We start from the raw sequence: 16,613 nt of genomic DNA, 5'->3' as shown, positions 1-16,613 counted from the left end.
ATTCATAATAATCTGCCATAATGGAATATTATATTCATCCAGGCGAATGAAATTTTGTTTTGTAATCGCCATCACGTTTTCGCCAGGAGACAGCATGAACTGTATAATTCGCATTCGTCAGCGTTACCCGGACCTCGCGCAAAGCGATAAAAAATTGGCAGATTATCTCCTTTCCCAGCCGGATACTGCGCGTCATCTCAGTTCGCAGCAGTTGGCCGCGGAGGCGGGCGTCAGCCAGTCCAGCGTGGTGAAGTTCGCGCAAAAGATGGGTTTTAAAGGATTTCCTGCACTCAAACTGGCGATCAGCGAAGCGCTGGCCAGCAATCCCAACCCCCATTCCATTCCGGTACATAATCAGATTCGCGGTGACGATCCTATGCGTCTGGTGGGGGAAAAGTTGATTCAGGAGAACGTGGCGGCGATGCATGCGACGCTGGACGTCAACAGCGAAGAGAAACTGATGGAGAGCGTCACAATGCTGCGTTCAGCCCGACGCATTATCGTGACCGGGATTGGCGCATCGGGTCTGGTGGCACAGAATTTTGCCTGGAAGTTGCTGAAGATTGGTTTTAACGCGGTGGTGGAACGCGATATGCACGCCCTGCTGGCGACGGTGCAAGCCCTTTCGCCCAACGATCTGCTGCTGGCCATTTCGTATACCGGAGAGCGCCGCGAGCTCAACCTGGCTGCAGATGAAACGTTGCGCACCGGCGCGAAAATCCTCGCCATCACTGGATTTACACCGAACGCCCTGCAGCAACGGGCAAGTCATTGTCTGTACACGATTGCCGAGGAGCAGGCCACCCGCAGCGCAGCGATTTCCTCCACTCATGCGCAAATGATGCTCACTGATTTACTGTTTATGGCGCTGGTGCAGCAGGATCTGGAGCATGCTCCGGAACGCATTCGTCACAGCGAAGCTCTGGTAAAAAAACTGGTCTGAGCAAAGAATGCGCGTATAATGCCCGCCCGGTTTGTGATGTTTTGAGAGTTTCCTGATGGCCCTGTTAATCACTAAAAAGTGTATCAATTGCGATATGTGCGAGCCCGAATGCCCGAATGAGGCGATTTCGATGGGTGATAGCATTTACGAGATTAACAGCGACAAGTGTACGGAATGCGTAGGCCATTACGACACGCCAACCTGCCAGAAGGTGTGCCCGATCCCCAATACTATTTTGAAAGATCCGGCACATGTCGAAACAGAAGAGCAGTTGTGGGATAAGTTTGTGCTGATGCACCACGCCGATAAACTTTAACCGCGTCGCCATCCGGCAACGTGCAGAATCTAACTCTCGATAATCACCGTGGCGCAGGCGTAGTGACGCTCATCGGCCAGCGTCACATGCATATGCGCGACGCCGAGTTTTTCCGCCAGTTTTAACGCCTCTCCCCATAATCGCAGACGCGGCTTACCGAGTTCGTCATTAAAGACTTCAAACTGATTAAACGCCAGCCCATTGCGAATACCCGTGCCAAAGGCTTTTGCTGCCGCCTCTTTGACTGCAAAACGCTTCGCCAGAAAACGCACCGGCTGCTGATGCGTTTCCCAGATTGCCCATTCGTTGTCGCTGAGCACACGTCTTGCCAGGCGGTCGCCGGAACGGGAAATTACCGCTTCGATGCGGGCAATCTCCACGATATCCGTGCCTAATCCCAAAATCGCCATTAGCCACGCGCTTCCAGCATCAGGCGCTTCATTTCGACTACGGCATCTTTCAGACCGCTCATCACCGCGCGCCCGATAATGGCATGGCCAATGTTCAGCTCATGCATTTCCGGGATCCGTGCGATAGCTTTAACATTGTGATACGTCAGACCGTGACCCGCATTCACCTTCAGGCCAAGGCTTACAGCATAGGTCGCCGCTTTGGCGATACGCGCCAGTTCGCTGGCCTGCTCTGCGTCGGTTTTCGCATCGGCGTAACAGCCGGTGTGAATTTCAATAAACGGCGCGCCAACTTCCGCAGCGGCCTTAATCTGTTCTTCGTCGGCATCGATAAACAGCGAAACCAGAATGCCTGCGTCCGCCAGGCGTTTGCAGGCATCGCGCATCTTGTCACGCTGACCGGCGACGTCCAGACCACCTTCAGTGGTAACTTCCTGACGTTTTTCCGGCACCAGGCAGCAAAAATGCGGCTTAGTCTCAACGGCAATCGCCAGCATCTCTTCGGTGACTGCCATTTCCAGATTCATGCGCGTATCCAGCGTCTGGCGCAAAATACGCACGTCACGGTCGGTGATATGGCGACGGTCTTCACGCAGATGTACGGTAATACCGTCCGCGCCCGCCTGTTCAACGATAAACGCTGCCTGAACCGGGTCCGGATATGCGGTACCGCGTGCATTACGTAACGTGGCAATGTGGTCAATATTGACGCCTAACAGTAATTCAGCCATGACAATCCTCGTTAATCATTATTTGTTTTTACTGCGCGTTTTGGCATAAATTGCCGGAACAGTTCCCGGCTTTTTAACGGCTTACCACCAAGATACGGCTTTAACGCCATGCGGGTAAAGCGTTTAGCGGCGCGTAACGTATCGACATCAGGAAATTCACGCGACTCAAGTGCTTTGAGATGGCGTCCGGTAAAGGTGTTGTTATCAATAACGACGCTGGCAATAAACCCTTTTTCTTCCCGGTAACGATAGGTCATGGTGTCGTCTACCGGCTCGCCGCTGCCCGCACAGTGGGTAAAATCGACGCCGTACCCCAGATGTCCAAGTAAGGCCAGCTCAAAGCGACGCAATGCAGGTTCTGGCGAACCCGTAGCACCAGCCAGCGCCTGAATACAGTTCAGGTAATCGAAAAAGAGTTCAGAAAAGCGGGTTTCGTACTCGAGTACGCGCGAGACAAGCTCGTTGATATACAAGCCGCTGTACAGCGTGATACCGCTAAGAGGGAGTGCCAGAGAAACGGCTTCAGCACTACGTAGGGTTTTGACCTCTCCACGCCCACCAAAGCGAAGCAACAACGGGGTAAAAGGCTGGAGCGCGCCTTTGAGATTAGAACGTTTGGAACGTGCGCCTTTAGCCACCAGGCGCACGCGACCCGACTCTTCCGTGAAGACGTCCAGCACGAGACTGGTTTCGCTCCAGGGGCGACTATGCAAGACAAAGGCTCGTTGCCATCCTTCCATATACTCGCCGTTTTTCAGAAGATGGGTTTAGACGTCGTCGCCGTAACCGAGGCTACGCAGCGCGCGTTCGTCATCGGCCCAGCCGGATTTCACCTTCACCCACAGTTCGAGGTGAACCGGCGCTTCGAACATCTCCTGCATGTCTTTACGCGCTTCGATGCCGATGGTTTTGATCTTGGCCCCTTTGTTGCCAATAACCATCTTCTTCTGCCCTTCACGTTCAACGAGGATCAGACCGTTAATATCGTAACCACCGCGCTCATTGGAGATAAAACGCTCAATTTCCACAGTAACGGAGTACGGCAGTTCAGCCCCCAGAAAACGCATCAGCTTTTCACGGATGATTTCAGAGGCCATAAAGCGCTGAGAACGGTCGGTGATGTAATCTTCCGGGAAGTGATGAATAGCTTCCGGCAAATGCTTACGCACGATGCCCGCAACGGTATCGACATTCAAGCCGGTTTCGGCAGAAATCGGCACGATATCAAGGAAGTTCATCTGGCTTGCCAGGAACTGCAGGTGCGGCAGCAGATCGGCTTTTTCCTGAACGTTGTCTACTTTGTTCACAGCCAGAATAACCGGGGCTTTGCCATCACGCAGCTTGTTGAGCACCATTTCGTCGTCCGGCGTCCAGCGGGTGCCTTCCACAACGAAAATAACCAGTTCAACATCACCGATCGAGCTGCTCGCCGCTTTGTTCATCAGGCGGTTGATCGCTCGTTTTTCTTCCATATGCAGGCCCGGGGTATCAACATAAATCGCCTGATACGCGCCTTCAGTATGGATGCCAACAATACGGTGACGTGTTGTCTGAGCCTTACGTGAGGTAATAGAAATCTTCTGCCCAAGCAGATTATTCAACAGGGTGGATTTGCCGACGTTCGGGCGACCGACGATGGCAATAAATCCGCAGTAAGTTTTCTCTTCGCTCATTCCAGCTCCAGTTTTTTTAACGCCTGTTCGGCGGCAGCCTGCTCAGCCTTACGACGGCTCGAACCTGTGCCAACCACCGGTTCACTCAGGCCGCTGACCTGGCAGTGGATAGTAAATTCTTGATCGTGTGCTTCACCACGGACCTGTACCACCAAATAAGACGGCAGAGGCAGGTGGCGACCCTGCAAATATTCCTGCAGGCGCGTTTTCGGATCTTTTTGTTTGTCGCCTGGGCTAATTTCATCCAGACGAGTTTGATACCAGTTCAGGATTAATTGCTCAACGGTTTGAATATCGCTGTCGAGGAAGACGCCACCGATCAAGGCTTCAACGGTATCGGCCAGGATCGATTCACGACGGAAGCCGCCGCTTTTCAGCTCACCAGGCCCCAAACGTAAACATTCACCGAGGTCAAACTCACGGGCTAATTCAGCCAGCGTATTGCCGCGAACCAGCGTTGCGCGCATGCGGCTCATGTCACCTTCGTCCACTCGTGGGAAACGGTGATACAGCGCATTAGCGATAACAAAGCTCAAAATAGAGTCGCCCAGAAATTCTAAACGCTCGTTATGTTTGCTGCTGGCGCTCCGGTGAGTTAATGCCTGCTGCAACAGCTCCTGATGATTAAAAGTGTAGCCCAGCTTCCGTTGAAGCCGATTAATTACGATGGGGTTCATGCGATACCAATAAATGAATGCGTCAACAATTCAGCACACGAAACAGACCTGATATACGCACTTTGCGGAGCCATCTGGCTTCGCCTGCATGCTTTTATATACAAACCAACGCTGTTTCGTGTGCCGTGGCAACCTGTCGGTGCCAACCTAAAACTTCGGGGGAATATTCTATACACAACGACAAGGGATGTCGTTAGTCTGCGGGAATTTATCCGAGAAATAATTCACGCTGCCGCCGTAATGACGACAACGTGAACGATTATCGGCGATTAGTGAATGCCACCAATACGGCTTAAACGCACACCGGTCGGCCATTCACCTTCTTGCTTATCGAAACTCATCCAGATAGCGGTCGCTTTACCCACCAGATTCGCTTCCGGCACAAATCCCCAGTAACGGCTGTCCGCACTGTTGTCACGGTTATCACCCATCATGAAGTAGTGCCCTGGCGGGACGATCCAGGTTGCCAGTTGCTGACCAGGCTGGCGGTAATACATTCCCACCTGATCCTGCGCGATTGGCACGGTCAGAATGCGGTGCGTGACCTCACCCAGCGTTTCTTTACGCTCAGAGAGACGAATACCGTTCTCTTTCGTTTCGTTCAGCGGAACTTCAAAGAAGCCACTGGTCGCTTCCCCACCGTTACGGCGCGCAAAGGTCTGTACGAAATCACTTGGCTGAACATCCGAATACGTTACCGGCAGCGCGTTTTCACACGCCTGACCGGAACGGCATCCTGGCTGAATGGTCACTTCTTTCGCCACTGGATCGTACGTTACTTTGTCTCCCGGTAAACCGACAGCACGTTTAATGTAGTCCAGGCGCGGATCTTCCGGGTATTTAAACACCACGATATCACCGCGTTTCGGATGGCCGGTTTCGATCAGCGTTTTCTGGTAAATCGGATCTTTAATCCCGTAGGCGAATTTCTCCACCAGGATAAAGTCACCGATAAGCAGCGTCGGCATCATCGAACCTGACGGGATCTGGAACGGCTCATAAATAAATGAACGTACCACCAGCACAATCGCCAGTACCGGGAAAACAGATGCCCCGGTTTCCAGCCAGCCCGGCTTAGGGGATACTTTTTTCAGCGTTGCTTTATCCAGTGAATCACCTGCAGCAGCTTGCGCTGCTGCCTGACGCTCCCGGCGTTTTGGTGCGAAGATGAATTTATCTACGCACCATAAAATGCCCGTCACCAGTGTGGCAATCACCAGAATCAGGGCAAACATGTTCGCCATGCCAACTCCTTAAGATTATTTGCTGTCTTTACCGACATGCAGAATGGCGAGGAACGCTTCCTGCGGCAGTTCGACGTTACCGATCTGCTTCATGCGCTTTTTACCCTCTTTCTGTTTTTGCAGCAGCTTTTTCTTACGGCTGATATCACCGCCGTAGCATTTCGCCAGAACGTTTTTACGCAGCTGCTTCACGGTTGAACGCGCGATGATGTGCGTACCAATGGCCGCCTGGATCGCGATATCAAACTGCTGGCGAGGGATTAGATCTTTCATCTTCTCAACCAGTTCGCGGCCACGGCTCTGGGAGTTGTCGCGGTGAGTAATCAGCGCCAGCGCATCGACACGTTCGTTGTTGATAAGGACATCAACACGCACCATGTCAGACGCCTGGAAGCGTTTGAAGTTATAGTCCAGCGACGCATAGCCGCGAGAGGTCGACTTCAGACGGTCGAAGAAATCGAGTACTACTTCCGCCATCGGGATTTCATAGGTCAGCGCCACCTGGTTACCGTGGTAAACCATGTTCGTCTGGACGCCACGCTTCTCGATACACAGGGTGATGACGTTGCCAAGGTAAGCCTGCGGCAGCAGCATGTGACACTCAGCGATCGGCTCACGCAGTTCGTAGATGTTGTTCAGCGGCGGCAGCTTGGACGGACTATCGACGTAGATAGTCTCTTTCGCCGTGGTTTCGACTTCGTAGACTACGGTCGGCGCGGTAGTGATCAGATCCAGATCGTATTCACGCTCCAGACGTTCCTGGATGATCTCCATGTGCAGCAGACCAAGGAAGCCACAACGGAAGCCGAAGCCCAGCGCGGTAGAGCTTTCCGGTTCGTAGAACAGGGAGGCGTCGTTCAGGCTCAGCTTGCCAAGCGCGTCACGGAAGTTTTCATAGTCGTCAGAGCTCACCGGGAACAGACCGGCGTAAACCTGTGGCTTCACTTTTTTAAAGCCTGGCAGCGGTTTGTCTGCCGGGTTACGCGCCTGCGTCAGGGTATCGCCAACCGGCGCGCCGAGGATGTCTTTAATCGCACAAACCAACCAACCTACCTCGCCGCATTTCAGCTCGGTACGGTCAACCTGTTTTGGCGTGAAGATCCCCAGGCGGTCGGCGTTATAGACCTGACCGGTGCTCATTACTTTAATTTTGTCGCCTTTACGCATGGTGCCGTTTTTAATACGCACCAGCGACACCACGCCAAGGTAGTTGTCGAACCAGGAGTCGATGATCAGCGCCTGTAATGGGCCTTCCGGATCACCTTCCGGCGGCGGAATGTCGCGTACCAGACGTTCAAGAACGTCAGTGACGCCAACGCCGGTTTTCGCCGAGCAGCGAACGGCATCTGTCGCATCGATACCGACGATATCTTCGATCTCTTCCGCTACGCGTTCAGGATCGGCGGCCGGCAGGTCGATTTTGTTCAGAACCGGCACCACTTCCAGATCCATTTCCATGGCGGTATAGCAGTTAGCCAGGGTCTGTGCTTCTACGCCCTGCCCGGCATCAACCACCAGCAGTGCACCTTCACAGGCGGCAAGCGAACGGGAAACTTCATACGAGAAGTCAACGTGGCCCGGGGTGTCGATAAAGTTAAGCTGATAGGTTTCACCATCAGATGCTTTGAAATCGAGCGTCACGCTCTGCGCTTTGATAGTAATACCGCGCTCACGCTCAAGATCCATCGAGTCGAGAACCTGCGCTTCCATTTCACGGTCAGACAGGCCACCGCAGATCTGGATAATACGGTCAGACAGCGTCGATTTACCGTGGTCGATGTGAGCTATGATTGAAAAGTTACGTATGTTCTTCATATAGTGTAATTATTGTGCCTTACGCCCGCCTGAGCAGGCTCTGAGAAGTCGCTGTTCTGAGCTTAACGTCTGTTTAAGTGAAACGCCGCATTCTACACTACAACGCTGAGGCGAGGAAATGTTCATAGAGCAAGGATAGCGGGAACTGGAAACAACTTTGCAAAGTCGATGAAACTTTTGTCGGATGGCGACATAAACGCCTTATCCGGCCTACGCCTGCATCTGAGGACGCTGTAGGCCTGATAAGCGCAGTGCCATCAGGCAAAGATATCACTGCTGGGTTTCGACGCGAATAAGATCGGGTGGGAGAGCAACGTTCAGAATGACCGGCTGCCAGGCTTCGCGTTCAGCAAGCTTACGAGAGTATCCACGAGCAATCAGGAATCCGCCCACGCCCCCCAGCACTGCTCCGCTTAATGCCGCAAGATCGGAACCAAACAGCACCTGGAATAGCGCCGCGAAAAGAAACAGTCCCGCCAACGGAGACATGTAGACCAGCATCGCCGAACCGAGCAGGCTACCTTCGGCAATGCCCAGTTCAACTTTTTGACCAGGGGTCAAGGGTTCGTCGCAGGGCACCACGATGGTGTGTGTGGTCTGTGGTCCCAGTTTGTTCAGCACGCGGCTCCCGCATCCGGCCCGGGAAGCACAGCTGCTACATGATGCTTTAACATCACAGCTGACCGTCGCCAGACCATTTTGCCAGGAGACGACCGTCGCCCACTCTTTAATCATTGTGCTGCCCTGAACTTAATATTGTCCGCGATACGCTTCGCCGTTTGCGGCGGAAGCTCACCGACAATAGTGATTTCGGCATTATCTCGCACGCTGGTGCTAACCGTGCGGCGTCCAGTGCGCAGCAGCTGATCGGCGCTGTTTTGCGTCGCGCGGTTTACGTTCACGGAGAAACTGAACAGACCATCGGAATAAAGCCGTGATTCGATCGGCATGTTATCCATCGTCGGCAGCGGACGTCGACTGCTGGACACCTCGCTGAAGCCTTGCGGCAACCACGACGGACTCCAGTTGAAGTTGGTTTTCTCACCCGCAGGAACTGACAGCAACGGCGGCAGATTGGCTTTCGCCAGCGTCTGCATGCTGTCGCTGACACCGTTGTTAACAGTAAACGCGATGACGCGGAACTGTTCCAGCGTTTCGCCATCACGGTCAAGAAGATCAACACGCATTGGCAGCTTGGTCTCAGTGTCCATCCAAACGATATAGCTGTAACGGGTGCCGTCACGCGCCACAACGCGGATCACTTCACAGAGCCTGTCGGCAATACGGGTGCGGCCTACTGAGATAAAATCATAGTAGGGAGCAAGACGTTTGAAGTCGGTGTAAATCAGGGAGGGCAGTGAGTCAACGATATAGTCGCCGTTCAGCGTGAACGGTTCGAGACCTGGCTCAAAATAGCTGATTTCGTTGCCACGTTGCACCACTTCCCGGCGCGGACCATCCATTTGCAACAGTTGCGCGAGCGGACGGTTATCCTGGCGGGCATGGCGATAACGTAGGGATTCAACACCCTGCTTATTGATGCTGACAAATGACAGCTCATAGGTGAGCGACTGGCTGGCCAGATTCATCTGCTGCAACAACGCCCCGGACGCAGGATTGGCCGAGGCGTTGACAGAGAAGAACAGGCTACCAGCCACAAGTGACATGGCAAACCAAAGTTGCTTCATTACTGCGATTGCGTTCCTAAAGTTTGAATTCCTGGCACCTGCACAGCGGCTTGCTGTGTCTGGGCCTGCTCAAACTGAAGCTGTTCAGAGTGCAGTCGACGTTGCAGTTCGTAATCCTGCAACATGGCATTAATACGACGACGCTGCTCCTGTACCTGCTGTTGTTGACCGCCGCTGGCCGTCGCATCAGAAGGTACACCCAGGCTTACCGGACTGGCTTTACCCATCATCGGTAATGTATTAAATACCGGCGTTTCGGGCTGCTGGGACGTTTCAGATTGACCATTATAGTGCTGGACGCCAACAATAACTGCAAGTGATACACACGCGGCCACACCCATTTGAGTAAGCTGCGCGGCCCACGGACGCATTTTCTTCCAGAACGGCATTTTCTGCCACTGGTGCGGTGCTGGCTGGGCCTCAGGAATCAATGGCGCCGTCTGACGTACCGGCTCATCCTGGATGGCGGCCATTACGCGGGCGGAAATATCGAAATGGAGAACGTCGGCAGTATCACCTCGCATGGAATCGCGAATCAGGTGATAACTCTCCCAGGTTTTTTGCATTTCCGGGTCGTGAGCCAGCTCTTTGAGCAACTCAGTATCCAGCGTTTCGCCATCCATTAAAGCGGAAAGTTTTTCTTTCTGCATGCCTAATACCTTTTCCAGTATCCCGCTATCGTCAACGCCTGATAAGCGGTTGAACTTTATTATCAATAGCTTCCCTCGCTCGGAAGATACGTGAACGCACCGTACCCACCGGACAATCCATGATAGCGGCTATCTCTTCATAGCTCAGGCCATCCAGCTCCCGCAAGGTTATTGCCATGCGTAAATCTTCCGGGAGGGACTCAATAGTTCGGAAAACTATCTGTCTCAGTTCTTCTGACAACATTAAGTTCTCAGGGTTCGAAATTTCTTTCAGCGCACCGCCACTTTCGTAATTTTCTGCTTCAATCGCATCTATATCACTGGAAGGTGGACGACGCCCCTGAGCGACCAGGTAATTCTTCGCTGTATTGACCGCAATACGATACAGCCAGGTATAAAAAGCACTATCCCCCCGGAACGAGTCCAGCGCACGATAGGCTTTGATAAATGCTTCTTGTACTACATCGGGTACATCACCCGACGGTACATAGCGAGAAACCAGACTCGCCACCTTATGCTGATAGCGTACTACCAGTAGGTTAAAGGCTTTCTGATCTCCCTTCTGGACCCGTTCTACCAGGACCTGGTCCGTTAACTGCTCGCTCATCCGAGGTAAAGTCTCCCCAAACCAAATTTCCACGCGCCTTCGAAACGCCACTCCATCAGCTTCACTATGAGCAAGCAAATGCTTAGAGTGCTCAAGTTTCGTAAAGTTCCGTTACGCATTGTTTTTTGTTTGTCATGTTGTAGACAGGTCTTATCTCTCATTATAAGTCTACATAACCCGATCAACGCACTATCTGTACAGAAATGCCCATTTCACCGCTTGCAGAGTAACCCAACGGGCACTTTATTTCATCACATAATCTGATGCTAACGGCCTGCTTCACAAAATATTTTTGCCTATTTCACCCTCATCATGTTTTTCTTTCATGTTTAGTCATTGCAACACGTTTTAAAATAAAACGTGCAGTATCGCGCAATGTGGTGCTATGGTGACCAAACACTGTTTAGTAAATTAAACAAAAATCATGAATACGACTCCTGAATTATCCTGTGACGTGCTGATCATTGGCAGCGGGGCTGCCGGACTCTCACTGGCGCTGCGCCTGGCTGAAAAACATCAGGTTATTGTCCTGAGCAAAGGGCCGGTCAGCGAAGGCTCGACATTTTATGCCCAGGGCGGTATTGCCGCGGTTTTCGATGAAACCGACAGTATCGACTCCCACGTTGAAGATACGCTGATTGCCGGGGCCGGGTTGTGCGATCGCCATGCGGTTGAATTTGTCGCCAGCAATGCCCGTACCTGCGTTCAATGGCTTATCGATCAGGGCGTCTTATTTGATACGCAGGTTCAGCCTAACGGTGAAGAGAGCTATCACCTGACCCGTGAAGGCGGTCACAGCCATCGACGTATCCTGCACGCTGCGGATGCTACCGGCAAAGAAGTCGAAACCACCCTCGTCAGCCAGGCACAAAATCATCCCAACATCCGGGTTCTCGAGCGCAGTAATGCTGTCGATCTGATTGTCTCCGATAAAATCGGTCTGCCGGGAACGCGTCGGGTTGTCGGTGCCTGGATCTGGAATCGTAATAAAGAAGCCGTAGAAACCTGCCATGCTAAGTCGGTAGTGCTGGCCACTGGCGGCGCGTCAAAGGTGTATCAATACACCACCAATCCGGATATTTCCTCGGGTGACGGAATTGCAATGGCCTGGCGTGCGGGATGCCGCGTCGCCAACCTGGAGTTTAACCAGTTTCACCCAACAGCGCTGTATCATCCGCAGGCGCGCAATTTTCTGCTGACCGAAGCGCTGCGCGGCGAAGGCGCGCACCTGAAACGCCCGGACGGTTCACGCTTTATGCCCGATTTTGACGAGCGTGGCGAACTGGCTCCCCGCGATATTGTCGCCCGCGCCATTGATCATGAAATGAAGCGCCTGGGTGCAGATTGCATGTTCCTCGATATCAGTCATAAACCGGAAGAATTTGTTCGTCAGCATTTTCCGATGATTTATGAAAAGTTGCTGGGACTGGGCATTGATCTAACCAAAGAACCTGTTCCCATCGTGCCTGCCGCGCACTATACCTGCGGCGGCGTGATGGTTGATGACTTTGGCCGTACCGATGTCGATGGGCTGTATGCGATCGGCGAAGTGAGTTACACCGGCCTGCATGGCGCCAACCGGATGGCATCGAACTCATTGCTGGAGTGTCTGGTTTACGGTTGGTCCGCGGCTGAAGATATCGACAGGCGTATGCCTTATGCACGCGGCGTCAGCACGCTCCCGGGCTGGGATGAAAGCCGGGTAGAAAATCCAGATGAATTGGTTGTTATCCAGCATAACTGGCATGAGCTGCGGCTGTTCATGTGGGATTACGTCGGTATTGTGCGCACCACTAAACGTCTGGAACGCGCCCTGCGTCGTATCACCATGCTGCAACAGGAAATCGACGAGTATTACGCCCATTTCCGTGTGTCGAACAACCTACTGGAGCTGCGCAATCTGGTGCAGGTTGCCGAGCTGATTGTCCGCTGCGCGATGATGCGCAAAGAGAGTCGGGGCCTGCACTACACGCTGGATTATCCAGAACAGCTTCCAGAGGCGGGCCCGTCAATTCTCTCGCCGCTCAGTCATCACATAAACAGATAGAACGCCTGGGTCAGCGCCGTATAACCTTCAGAGTAACGTTGGTCTGGCCCACGGATCACCAGCCTGTCGCTAAAGCACTCCCCGGCCTGCGGGGAGAATGCCAGCAATACCCGATGCGGTAGACGGGCCTCGGTTTCTGCTACATCCGTGCGCAATCGCAGATGCCAGCCCATGCTAAGCGCCTGCTGAGTAAATGCGTTACCAATCTGCTCCGGTAGCACCACACAAAAAAAACCGTCTTCCGTAATGCTGTCCGCCGCCAACGTAAGCAACGCCTGGTGATCGAGCGAGGTGGTATAGCGGGCCTGCTCGCGCTGCGGTGTAGCGCATTCCACGCCCTGTTCATAATAGGGAGGATTGCTGATTATCAAATCAAAACGCACGGTCTGACGCGGTATCCACTGTTGCGCATCTTCTGTATGAACACTCACGCGATGCATCCACGGAGATTGCGCGATGTTCTCCTGCGCCTGCTGCGCGGCGTCGACATCAAGCTCCACGGCGTCAATGATGACGTTTTCATCAGTGCGCTGAGCCAGCATCAGCGCCAACAGGCCGCTCCCGGTACCAATATCCAGGATCCGCTTTACGCCCGCAACGGGGGCCCAGGCCCCCAATAAAATACCGTCCGTTCCGACTTTCATTGCACAGCGATCGTGTGCCACAAAAAACTGCTTAAAAGTAAATCCATTACGTTTCAGTACGGATGTAGACTGGGGCATGAAGAACAACCTTCCTGGAAAAAAAACGATAACATAGGATAAAAACAATACCTGAGAAGGTATATCCATACAAACAGATGAAGATTGCAGCCGTAACGTCTATAATCAGCGCCCCACTCAGAGGTAGAACATGACTGTAACGACTTTTTCCGAACTTGAACTCGATGAAAGCCTTCTGGATGCCCTCCAGGAAAAAGGTTTCACTCGCCCGACCGCCATTCAGGCTGCCGCCATTCCGCCTGCGCTCGATGGCCGTGATGTACTCGGTTCTGCGCCGACAGGCACCGGTAAAACGGCGGCATATTTGCTGCCAGCGTTGCAGCACCTGCTCGACTTCCCACGCAAGAAATCTGGTCCGCCGCGCATTTTAATCCTGACGCCAACGCGCGAACTGGCGATGCAGGTTGCTGAACACGCCCGTGAGCTGGCGAAAAATACGCATCTGGATATCGCGACCATTACCGGCGGCGTGGCTTACATGAACCACATGGAAGTCTTTAGCGAAAACCAGGACATCGTGGTTGCCACCACGGGTCGTCTGCTGCAATACATTAAAGAAGAAAACTTCGACTGCCATGCGGTTGAGACGCTAATTCTCGATGAAGCAGATCGTATGCTGGACATGGGTTTTGCCCAGGACATCGAACATATCGCCGGTGAAACCCGCTGGCGTAAGCAAACCATGCTGTTCTCCGCCACGCTGGAAGGCGATGCGATTAAAGATTTTGCCGAGCGTCTGTTGGAAGATCCGGTCGAAGTCTCAGCGGATCCGTCCACCCGCGAACGCAAGAAGATCCATCAGTTTTACTACCGTGCCGATGACATCGAGCACAAAACTGCGCTGTTGATCCATCTGTTAAAACAGCCGGAAGCGACCCGCTCGATTGTCTTCGTACGTAAACGCGAGCGTGTGCACGAGCTGGCAGGCTGGCTGCGCCAGGCGGGCATTAACAACTGCTATCTCGAAGGCGAGATGGTGCAGAACAAACGCAATGAAGCGATCAAACGCCTGACCGATGGCCGCGTGAACGTGCTGGTAGCCACCGACGTTGCCGCTCGCGGGATCGATATTCCTGACGTCAGCCATGTGTTTAACTTCGACATGCCGCGCAGTGGTGATGCCTATCTGCACCGCATTGGCCGTACCGGTCGCGCAGGTCGTAAAGGTACTGCGATCTCTTTGGTTGAAGCGCACGACCATCTGCTTCTCGGCAAAGCGAGCCGCTATATTGACGAACCGCTGAAAGCACGCGTCATCGACGAACTGCGTCCAACCACGCGCGCGCCAAGTGAGAAATCCAACGGTAAACCATCCAAGAAAGTGCTGGCGAAGCGCGCCGAGAAAAAAGCGAAAGAGAAAGAGAAACCGCGGGTGAAAAAACGTCACCGCGATGCAAAAAATATCGGCAAACGTCGTAAGCCGAGCGGAGCTGCTACCCAGCAGTCCGACAAAGAGTAAACCGAATGCCGGGCCGTTTAGCCCGGCATTTTTTCACGTGATGCAAAACTCTCTTCAATACACTCAAGAAACACCCGCATCGCCGGACTAACGACTTTTCCGGCATGATAACCACACAATGCCGTAATTAACTCAGGTTGTTCACTGTACGGTAATTCAATCAATTCCCCAGAACGTAGCTCCTTCTCAACGGCAAAACGCGGCAAAAAGCTGACCCCAAGATTTGCCGATACGCACTGCTTAATGCTTTCAATGCTCCATAGTTCAATGGTATTTTCCAGCGTAATCTGTCGTTTACGCAGTAGCCCCTCGAAGCGCTGTCTGAAAATACATTGCGGCTCATTAATGATAAAACTGCAGGGAATGTGCTGGTTATATTGAGTAAAATCAACGTGCTGGAGCAGCGGCGAAGCAACTAATGCCAGTGACTGATCGCCAAGCGGCATCAACTCAAGGGCATCGTCATTACCCACCCGATAAAACACCCCCAGATCGACCTCATCACTGAGCAACGCATCGCGAATGACATAACAATTGAGTGACTGCAAAGACAACCGCACATGGGGCGCACGTTGTTTAAATCGCTGTAAAACCTGCGGCATTTTATACGCCAGCAGCGTTTCGCCCGTCGCGACACGTAGCTCGCCGCTCGGCTGCGCATCCTGATGTGCTGACTGTCGAATCGATGCCATCACGCGCGTCAGGTCATGGATATGCGGCATCAGCCGTTTTCCCTCACTGGTGAGACACATCCGGCGTCCAATTTTTTCAAACAACTGCACCGAAAGTTCTTGCTCAAGCTGTTGAATATGAAAGGTAACTGTTGATTGCGTACAACACAGTTTTTGTGATGCCCGCAGGAATGAGCCCTCTTCCACCACTGTTTTTAACGTAATAAACCGACGTAAATCCATTCGCACTAACCCATCGAAAATATCGAATTCAGAATGCAAAAACATTCATTTTTTTAAATGTTTTGTCTCGGGTACTGTCTACCAAAACAGAGGAGATAACAAGTGACCCCTACCCTTTTAAGTGCATTCTGGACCTATACATTGATTACCGCGCTAACCCCCGGACCAAACAACATCCTTGCGCTCAGTGCCGCGACATCACACGGTTTTCGTCAGAGTACGCGCGTACTGGCCGGAATGAGTTTGGGCTTTTTAATCGTCATGCTGATGTGCGCCGGGATTTCATTTTCACTGGCGGTTATGGATCCTGCCATTATCCATTGGCTCAGTTGGGCTGGGGCAGCTTATATCCTGTGGCTGGCGCTGAAGATCGCCACCAGCCCGGCTACAAACGATGGTTTGCTGTCAGAGCCGATTAGCTTCTGGGCGAGTTTTGGCTTGCAGTTTGTTAACGTCAAAATCATTTTGTACGGCATTACTGCGTTATCCACGTTTGTATTACCGTACACTCAGGACGCGCACTGGCTGATTGGGGTGAGTATTCTGTTGGCGCTGATCGGCACCTTCGGAAATGCCTGCTGGGCGCTGGCGGGCCATCTTTTTCAGCGCGTTTTTCGCCGTTACGGCCGGCAGTTGAATATCATTCTGGCGCTGCTGTTGGTGTATTGCGCGGTAAGGATCTTTTACTAACGGATGCAAAAAAGCGGAAGACACACT

19 protein-coding genes are annotated in these 16,613 nt (G+C 52.8%); 5 read left to right on the top strand and 14 right to left on the bottom strand.

All coding sequences use genetic code 11. The features are described 5' to 3' along the window. Positions 1 to 94 precede the first annotated feature (94 nt). A complete protein-coding gene (locus SK33_RS06250) occupies positions 95 to 943 on the top strand; it encodes a MurR/RpiR family transcriptional regulator (protein WP_048218417.1) in 849 nt (282 codons plus the stop codon). A gap of 55 nt (positions 944 to 998) precedes the next feature. Beyond that, a complete protein-coding gene (locus tag SK33_RS06245) occupies positions 999 to 1,259 on the top strand; it encodes a YfhL family 4Fe-4S dicluster ferredoxin (RefSeq protein ID WP_003037590.1) in 261 nt (86 codons plus the stop codon). Positions 1,260 to 1,288: 29 nt separating this feature from the next. Here the strand turns inward: SK33_RS06245 and acpS are convergent, their stop codons facing one another. From acpS to rseD, 12 genes are all read right to left on the bottom strand, one after another. Next, positions 1,289 to 1,669 carry a holo-ACP synthase gene (gene acpS / locus SK33_RS06240; protein WP_003037588.1) on the bottom strand — a complete coding sequence of 127 codons (381 nt, stop codon included), beginning with the start codon at positions 1,667 to 1,669 and terminating at the stop codon, positions 1,289 to 1,291. Beyond that, entirely contained in the window at positions 1,669 to 2,400 is a 732-nt protein-coding gene (gene pdxJ, locus SK33_RS06235; protein ID WP_003037585.1) for a pyridoxine 5'-phosphate synthase, read from the bottom strand. Before pdxJ ends, acpS begins: the two co-directional genes overlap by 1 nt. 11 nt (positions 2,401 to 2,411) lie before the next feature. Continuing rightward, positions 2,412 to 3,140, bottom strand: coding sequence for a DNA repair protein RecO (gene recO / locus SK33_RS06230; protein WP_003037583.1), 729 nt, complete (start codon positions 3,138 to 3,140; stop codon positions 2,412 to 2,414). A 27-nt stretch (positions 3,141 to 3,167) separates the two neighbouring features. Continuing rightward, positions 3,168 to 4,073: a GTPase Era gene (gene era / locus SK33_RS06225; protein WP_003037581.1), complete on the bottom strand. Its 906-nt coding sequence runs from the start codon at positions 4,071 to 4,073 to the stop codon at positions 3,168 to 3,170. Continuing rightward, complete coding sequence (gene rnc / locus SK33_RS06220; protein WP_003037579.1) at positions 4,070 to 4,750, bottom strand: ribonuclease III; 681 nt, start codon at positions 4,748 to 4,750, stop codon at positions 4,070 to 4,072. The genes era and rnc overlap by 4 nt, the downstream gene beginning before the upstream one ends. Positions 4,751 to 5,019: 269 nt before the next feature. Further along, positions 5,020 to 5,994 carry a signal peptidase I gene (gene lepB, locus SK33_RS06215; RefSeq protein WP_003037578.1) on the bottom strand — a complete coding sequence of 325 codons (975 nt, stop codon included), beginning with the start codon at positions 5,992 to 5,994 and terminating at the stop codon, positions 5,020 to 5,022. 15 nt (positions 5,995 to 6,009) lie between these two features. Next, positions 6,010 to 7,809, bottom strand: coding sequence for a translation elongation factor 4 (lepA, locus tag SK33_RS06210; protein WP_003037577.1), 1,800 nt, complete (start codon positions 7,807 to 7,809; stop codon positions 6,010 to 6,012). A gap of 270 nt (positions 7,810 to 8,079) precedes the next feature. Further along, positions 8,080 to 8,544, bottom strand: coding sequence for a SoxR-reducing system protein RseC (gene rseC / locus SK33_RS06205; RefSeq protein ID WP_003037576.1), 465 nt, complete (start codon positions 8,542 to 8,544; stop codon positions 8,080 to 8,082). Beyond that, positions 8,541 to 9,497: a sigma-E factor regulatory protein RseB gene (rseB, locus tag SK33_RS06200; protein WP_003037575.1), complete on the bottom strand. Its 957-nt coding sequence runs from the start codon at positions 9,495 to 9,497 to the stop codon at positions 8,541 to 8,543. The genes rseC and rseB overlap by 4 nt, the downstream gene beginning before the upstream one ends. After that, positions 9,497 to 10,147 (bottom strand): anti-sigma-E factor RseA, encoded by a 651-nt coding sequence (gene rseA, locus SK33_RS06195; RefSeq protein ID WP_003037574.1) that lies wholly within the window; start codon positions 10,145 to 10,147, stop codon positions 9,497 to 9,499. Before rseA ends, rseB begins: the two co-directional genes overlap by 1 nt. 31 nt (positions 10,148 to 10,178) lie before the next feature. Then, positions 10,179 to 10,754 (bottom strand): RNA polymerase sigma factor RpoE, encoded by a 576-nt coding sequence (gene rpoE / locus SK33_RS06190; protein ID WP_003037573.1) that lies wholly within the window; start codon positions 10,752 to 10,754, stop codon positions 10,179 to 10,181. Next, complete coding sequence (gene rseD / locus SK33_RS06185) at positions 10,751 to 10,873, bottom strand: rpoE leader peptide RseD (RefSeq protein WP_223306697.1); 123 nt, start codon at positions 10,871 to 10,873, stop codon at positions 10,751 to 10,753. The genes rpoE and rseD overlap by 4 nt, the downstream gene beginning before the upstream one ends. 305 nt (positions 10,874 to 11,178) lie before the next feature. Between rseD and nadB the strand changes: the two genes are divergently transcribed. Further along, the gene (gene nadB, locus SK33_RS06180) at positions 11,179 to 12,801 is read left to right on the top strand and encodes an L-aspartate oxidase (protein WP_003037572.1); all 1,623 of its coding nucleotides are present in this window, start codon (positions 11,179 to 11,181) and stop codon (positions 12,799 to 12,801) included. Here the strand turns inward: nadB and trmN are convergent. Then, a complete protein-coding gene (trmN, locus tag SK33_RS06175) occupies positions 12,786 to 13,523 on the bottom strand; it encodes a tRNA(1)(Val) (adenine(37)-N(6))-methyltransferase TrmN (RefSeq protein WP_044714660.1) in 738 nt (245 codons plus the stop codon). The genes nadB and trmN overlap by 16 nt on opposite strands. A 130-nt stretch (positions 13,524 to 13,653) precedes the next feature. Here trmN and srmB point away from each other — a divergent pair, with 130 nt between their 5' ends. Continuing rightward, positions 13,654 to 14,982: an ATP-dependent RNA helicase SrmB gene (gene srmB / locus SK33_RS06170; protein WP_003037569.1), complete on the top strand. Its 1,329-nt coding sequence runs from the start codon at positions 13,654 to 13,656 to the stop codon at positions 14,980 to 14,982. A gap of 17 nt (positions 14,983 to 14,999) precedes the next feature. Here srmB and SK33_RS06165 read toward each other — a convergent pair whose 3' ends face one another. After that, positions 15,000 to 15,896 (bottom strand): LysR family transcriptional regulator, encoded by an 897-nt coding sequence (locus SK33_RS06165; protein WP_086504434.1) that lies wholly within the window; start codon positions 15,894 to 15,896, stop codon positions 15,000 to 15,002. A 102-nt stretch (positions 15,897 to 15,998) separates the two neighbouring features. Here SK33_RS06165 and eamB point away from each other — a divergent pair, with 102 nt between their 5' ends. Then, the gene (gene eamB / locus SK33_RS06160; protein ID WP_032949823.1) at positions 15,999 to 16,586 is read left to right on the top strand and encodes a cysteine/O-acetylserine transporter; all 588 of its coding nucleotides are present in this window, start codon (positions 15,999 to 16,001) and stop codon (positions 16,584 to 16,586) included. Positions 16,587 to 16,613 lie beyond the last annotated feature (27 nt).

The sequence above is a fragment of the Citrobacter sp. MGH103 genome, from assembly GCF_001034475.2.
Taxonomy (GTDB): Bacteria; Pseudomonadota; Gammaproteobacteria; order Enterobacterales; family Enterobacteriaceae; genus Citrobacter; species Citrobacter freundii.
Note: the sequence above shows the minus strand (reverse complement) of the source record. Positions and strands in the feature narration are given on the sequence as shown.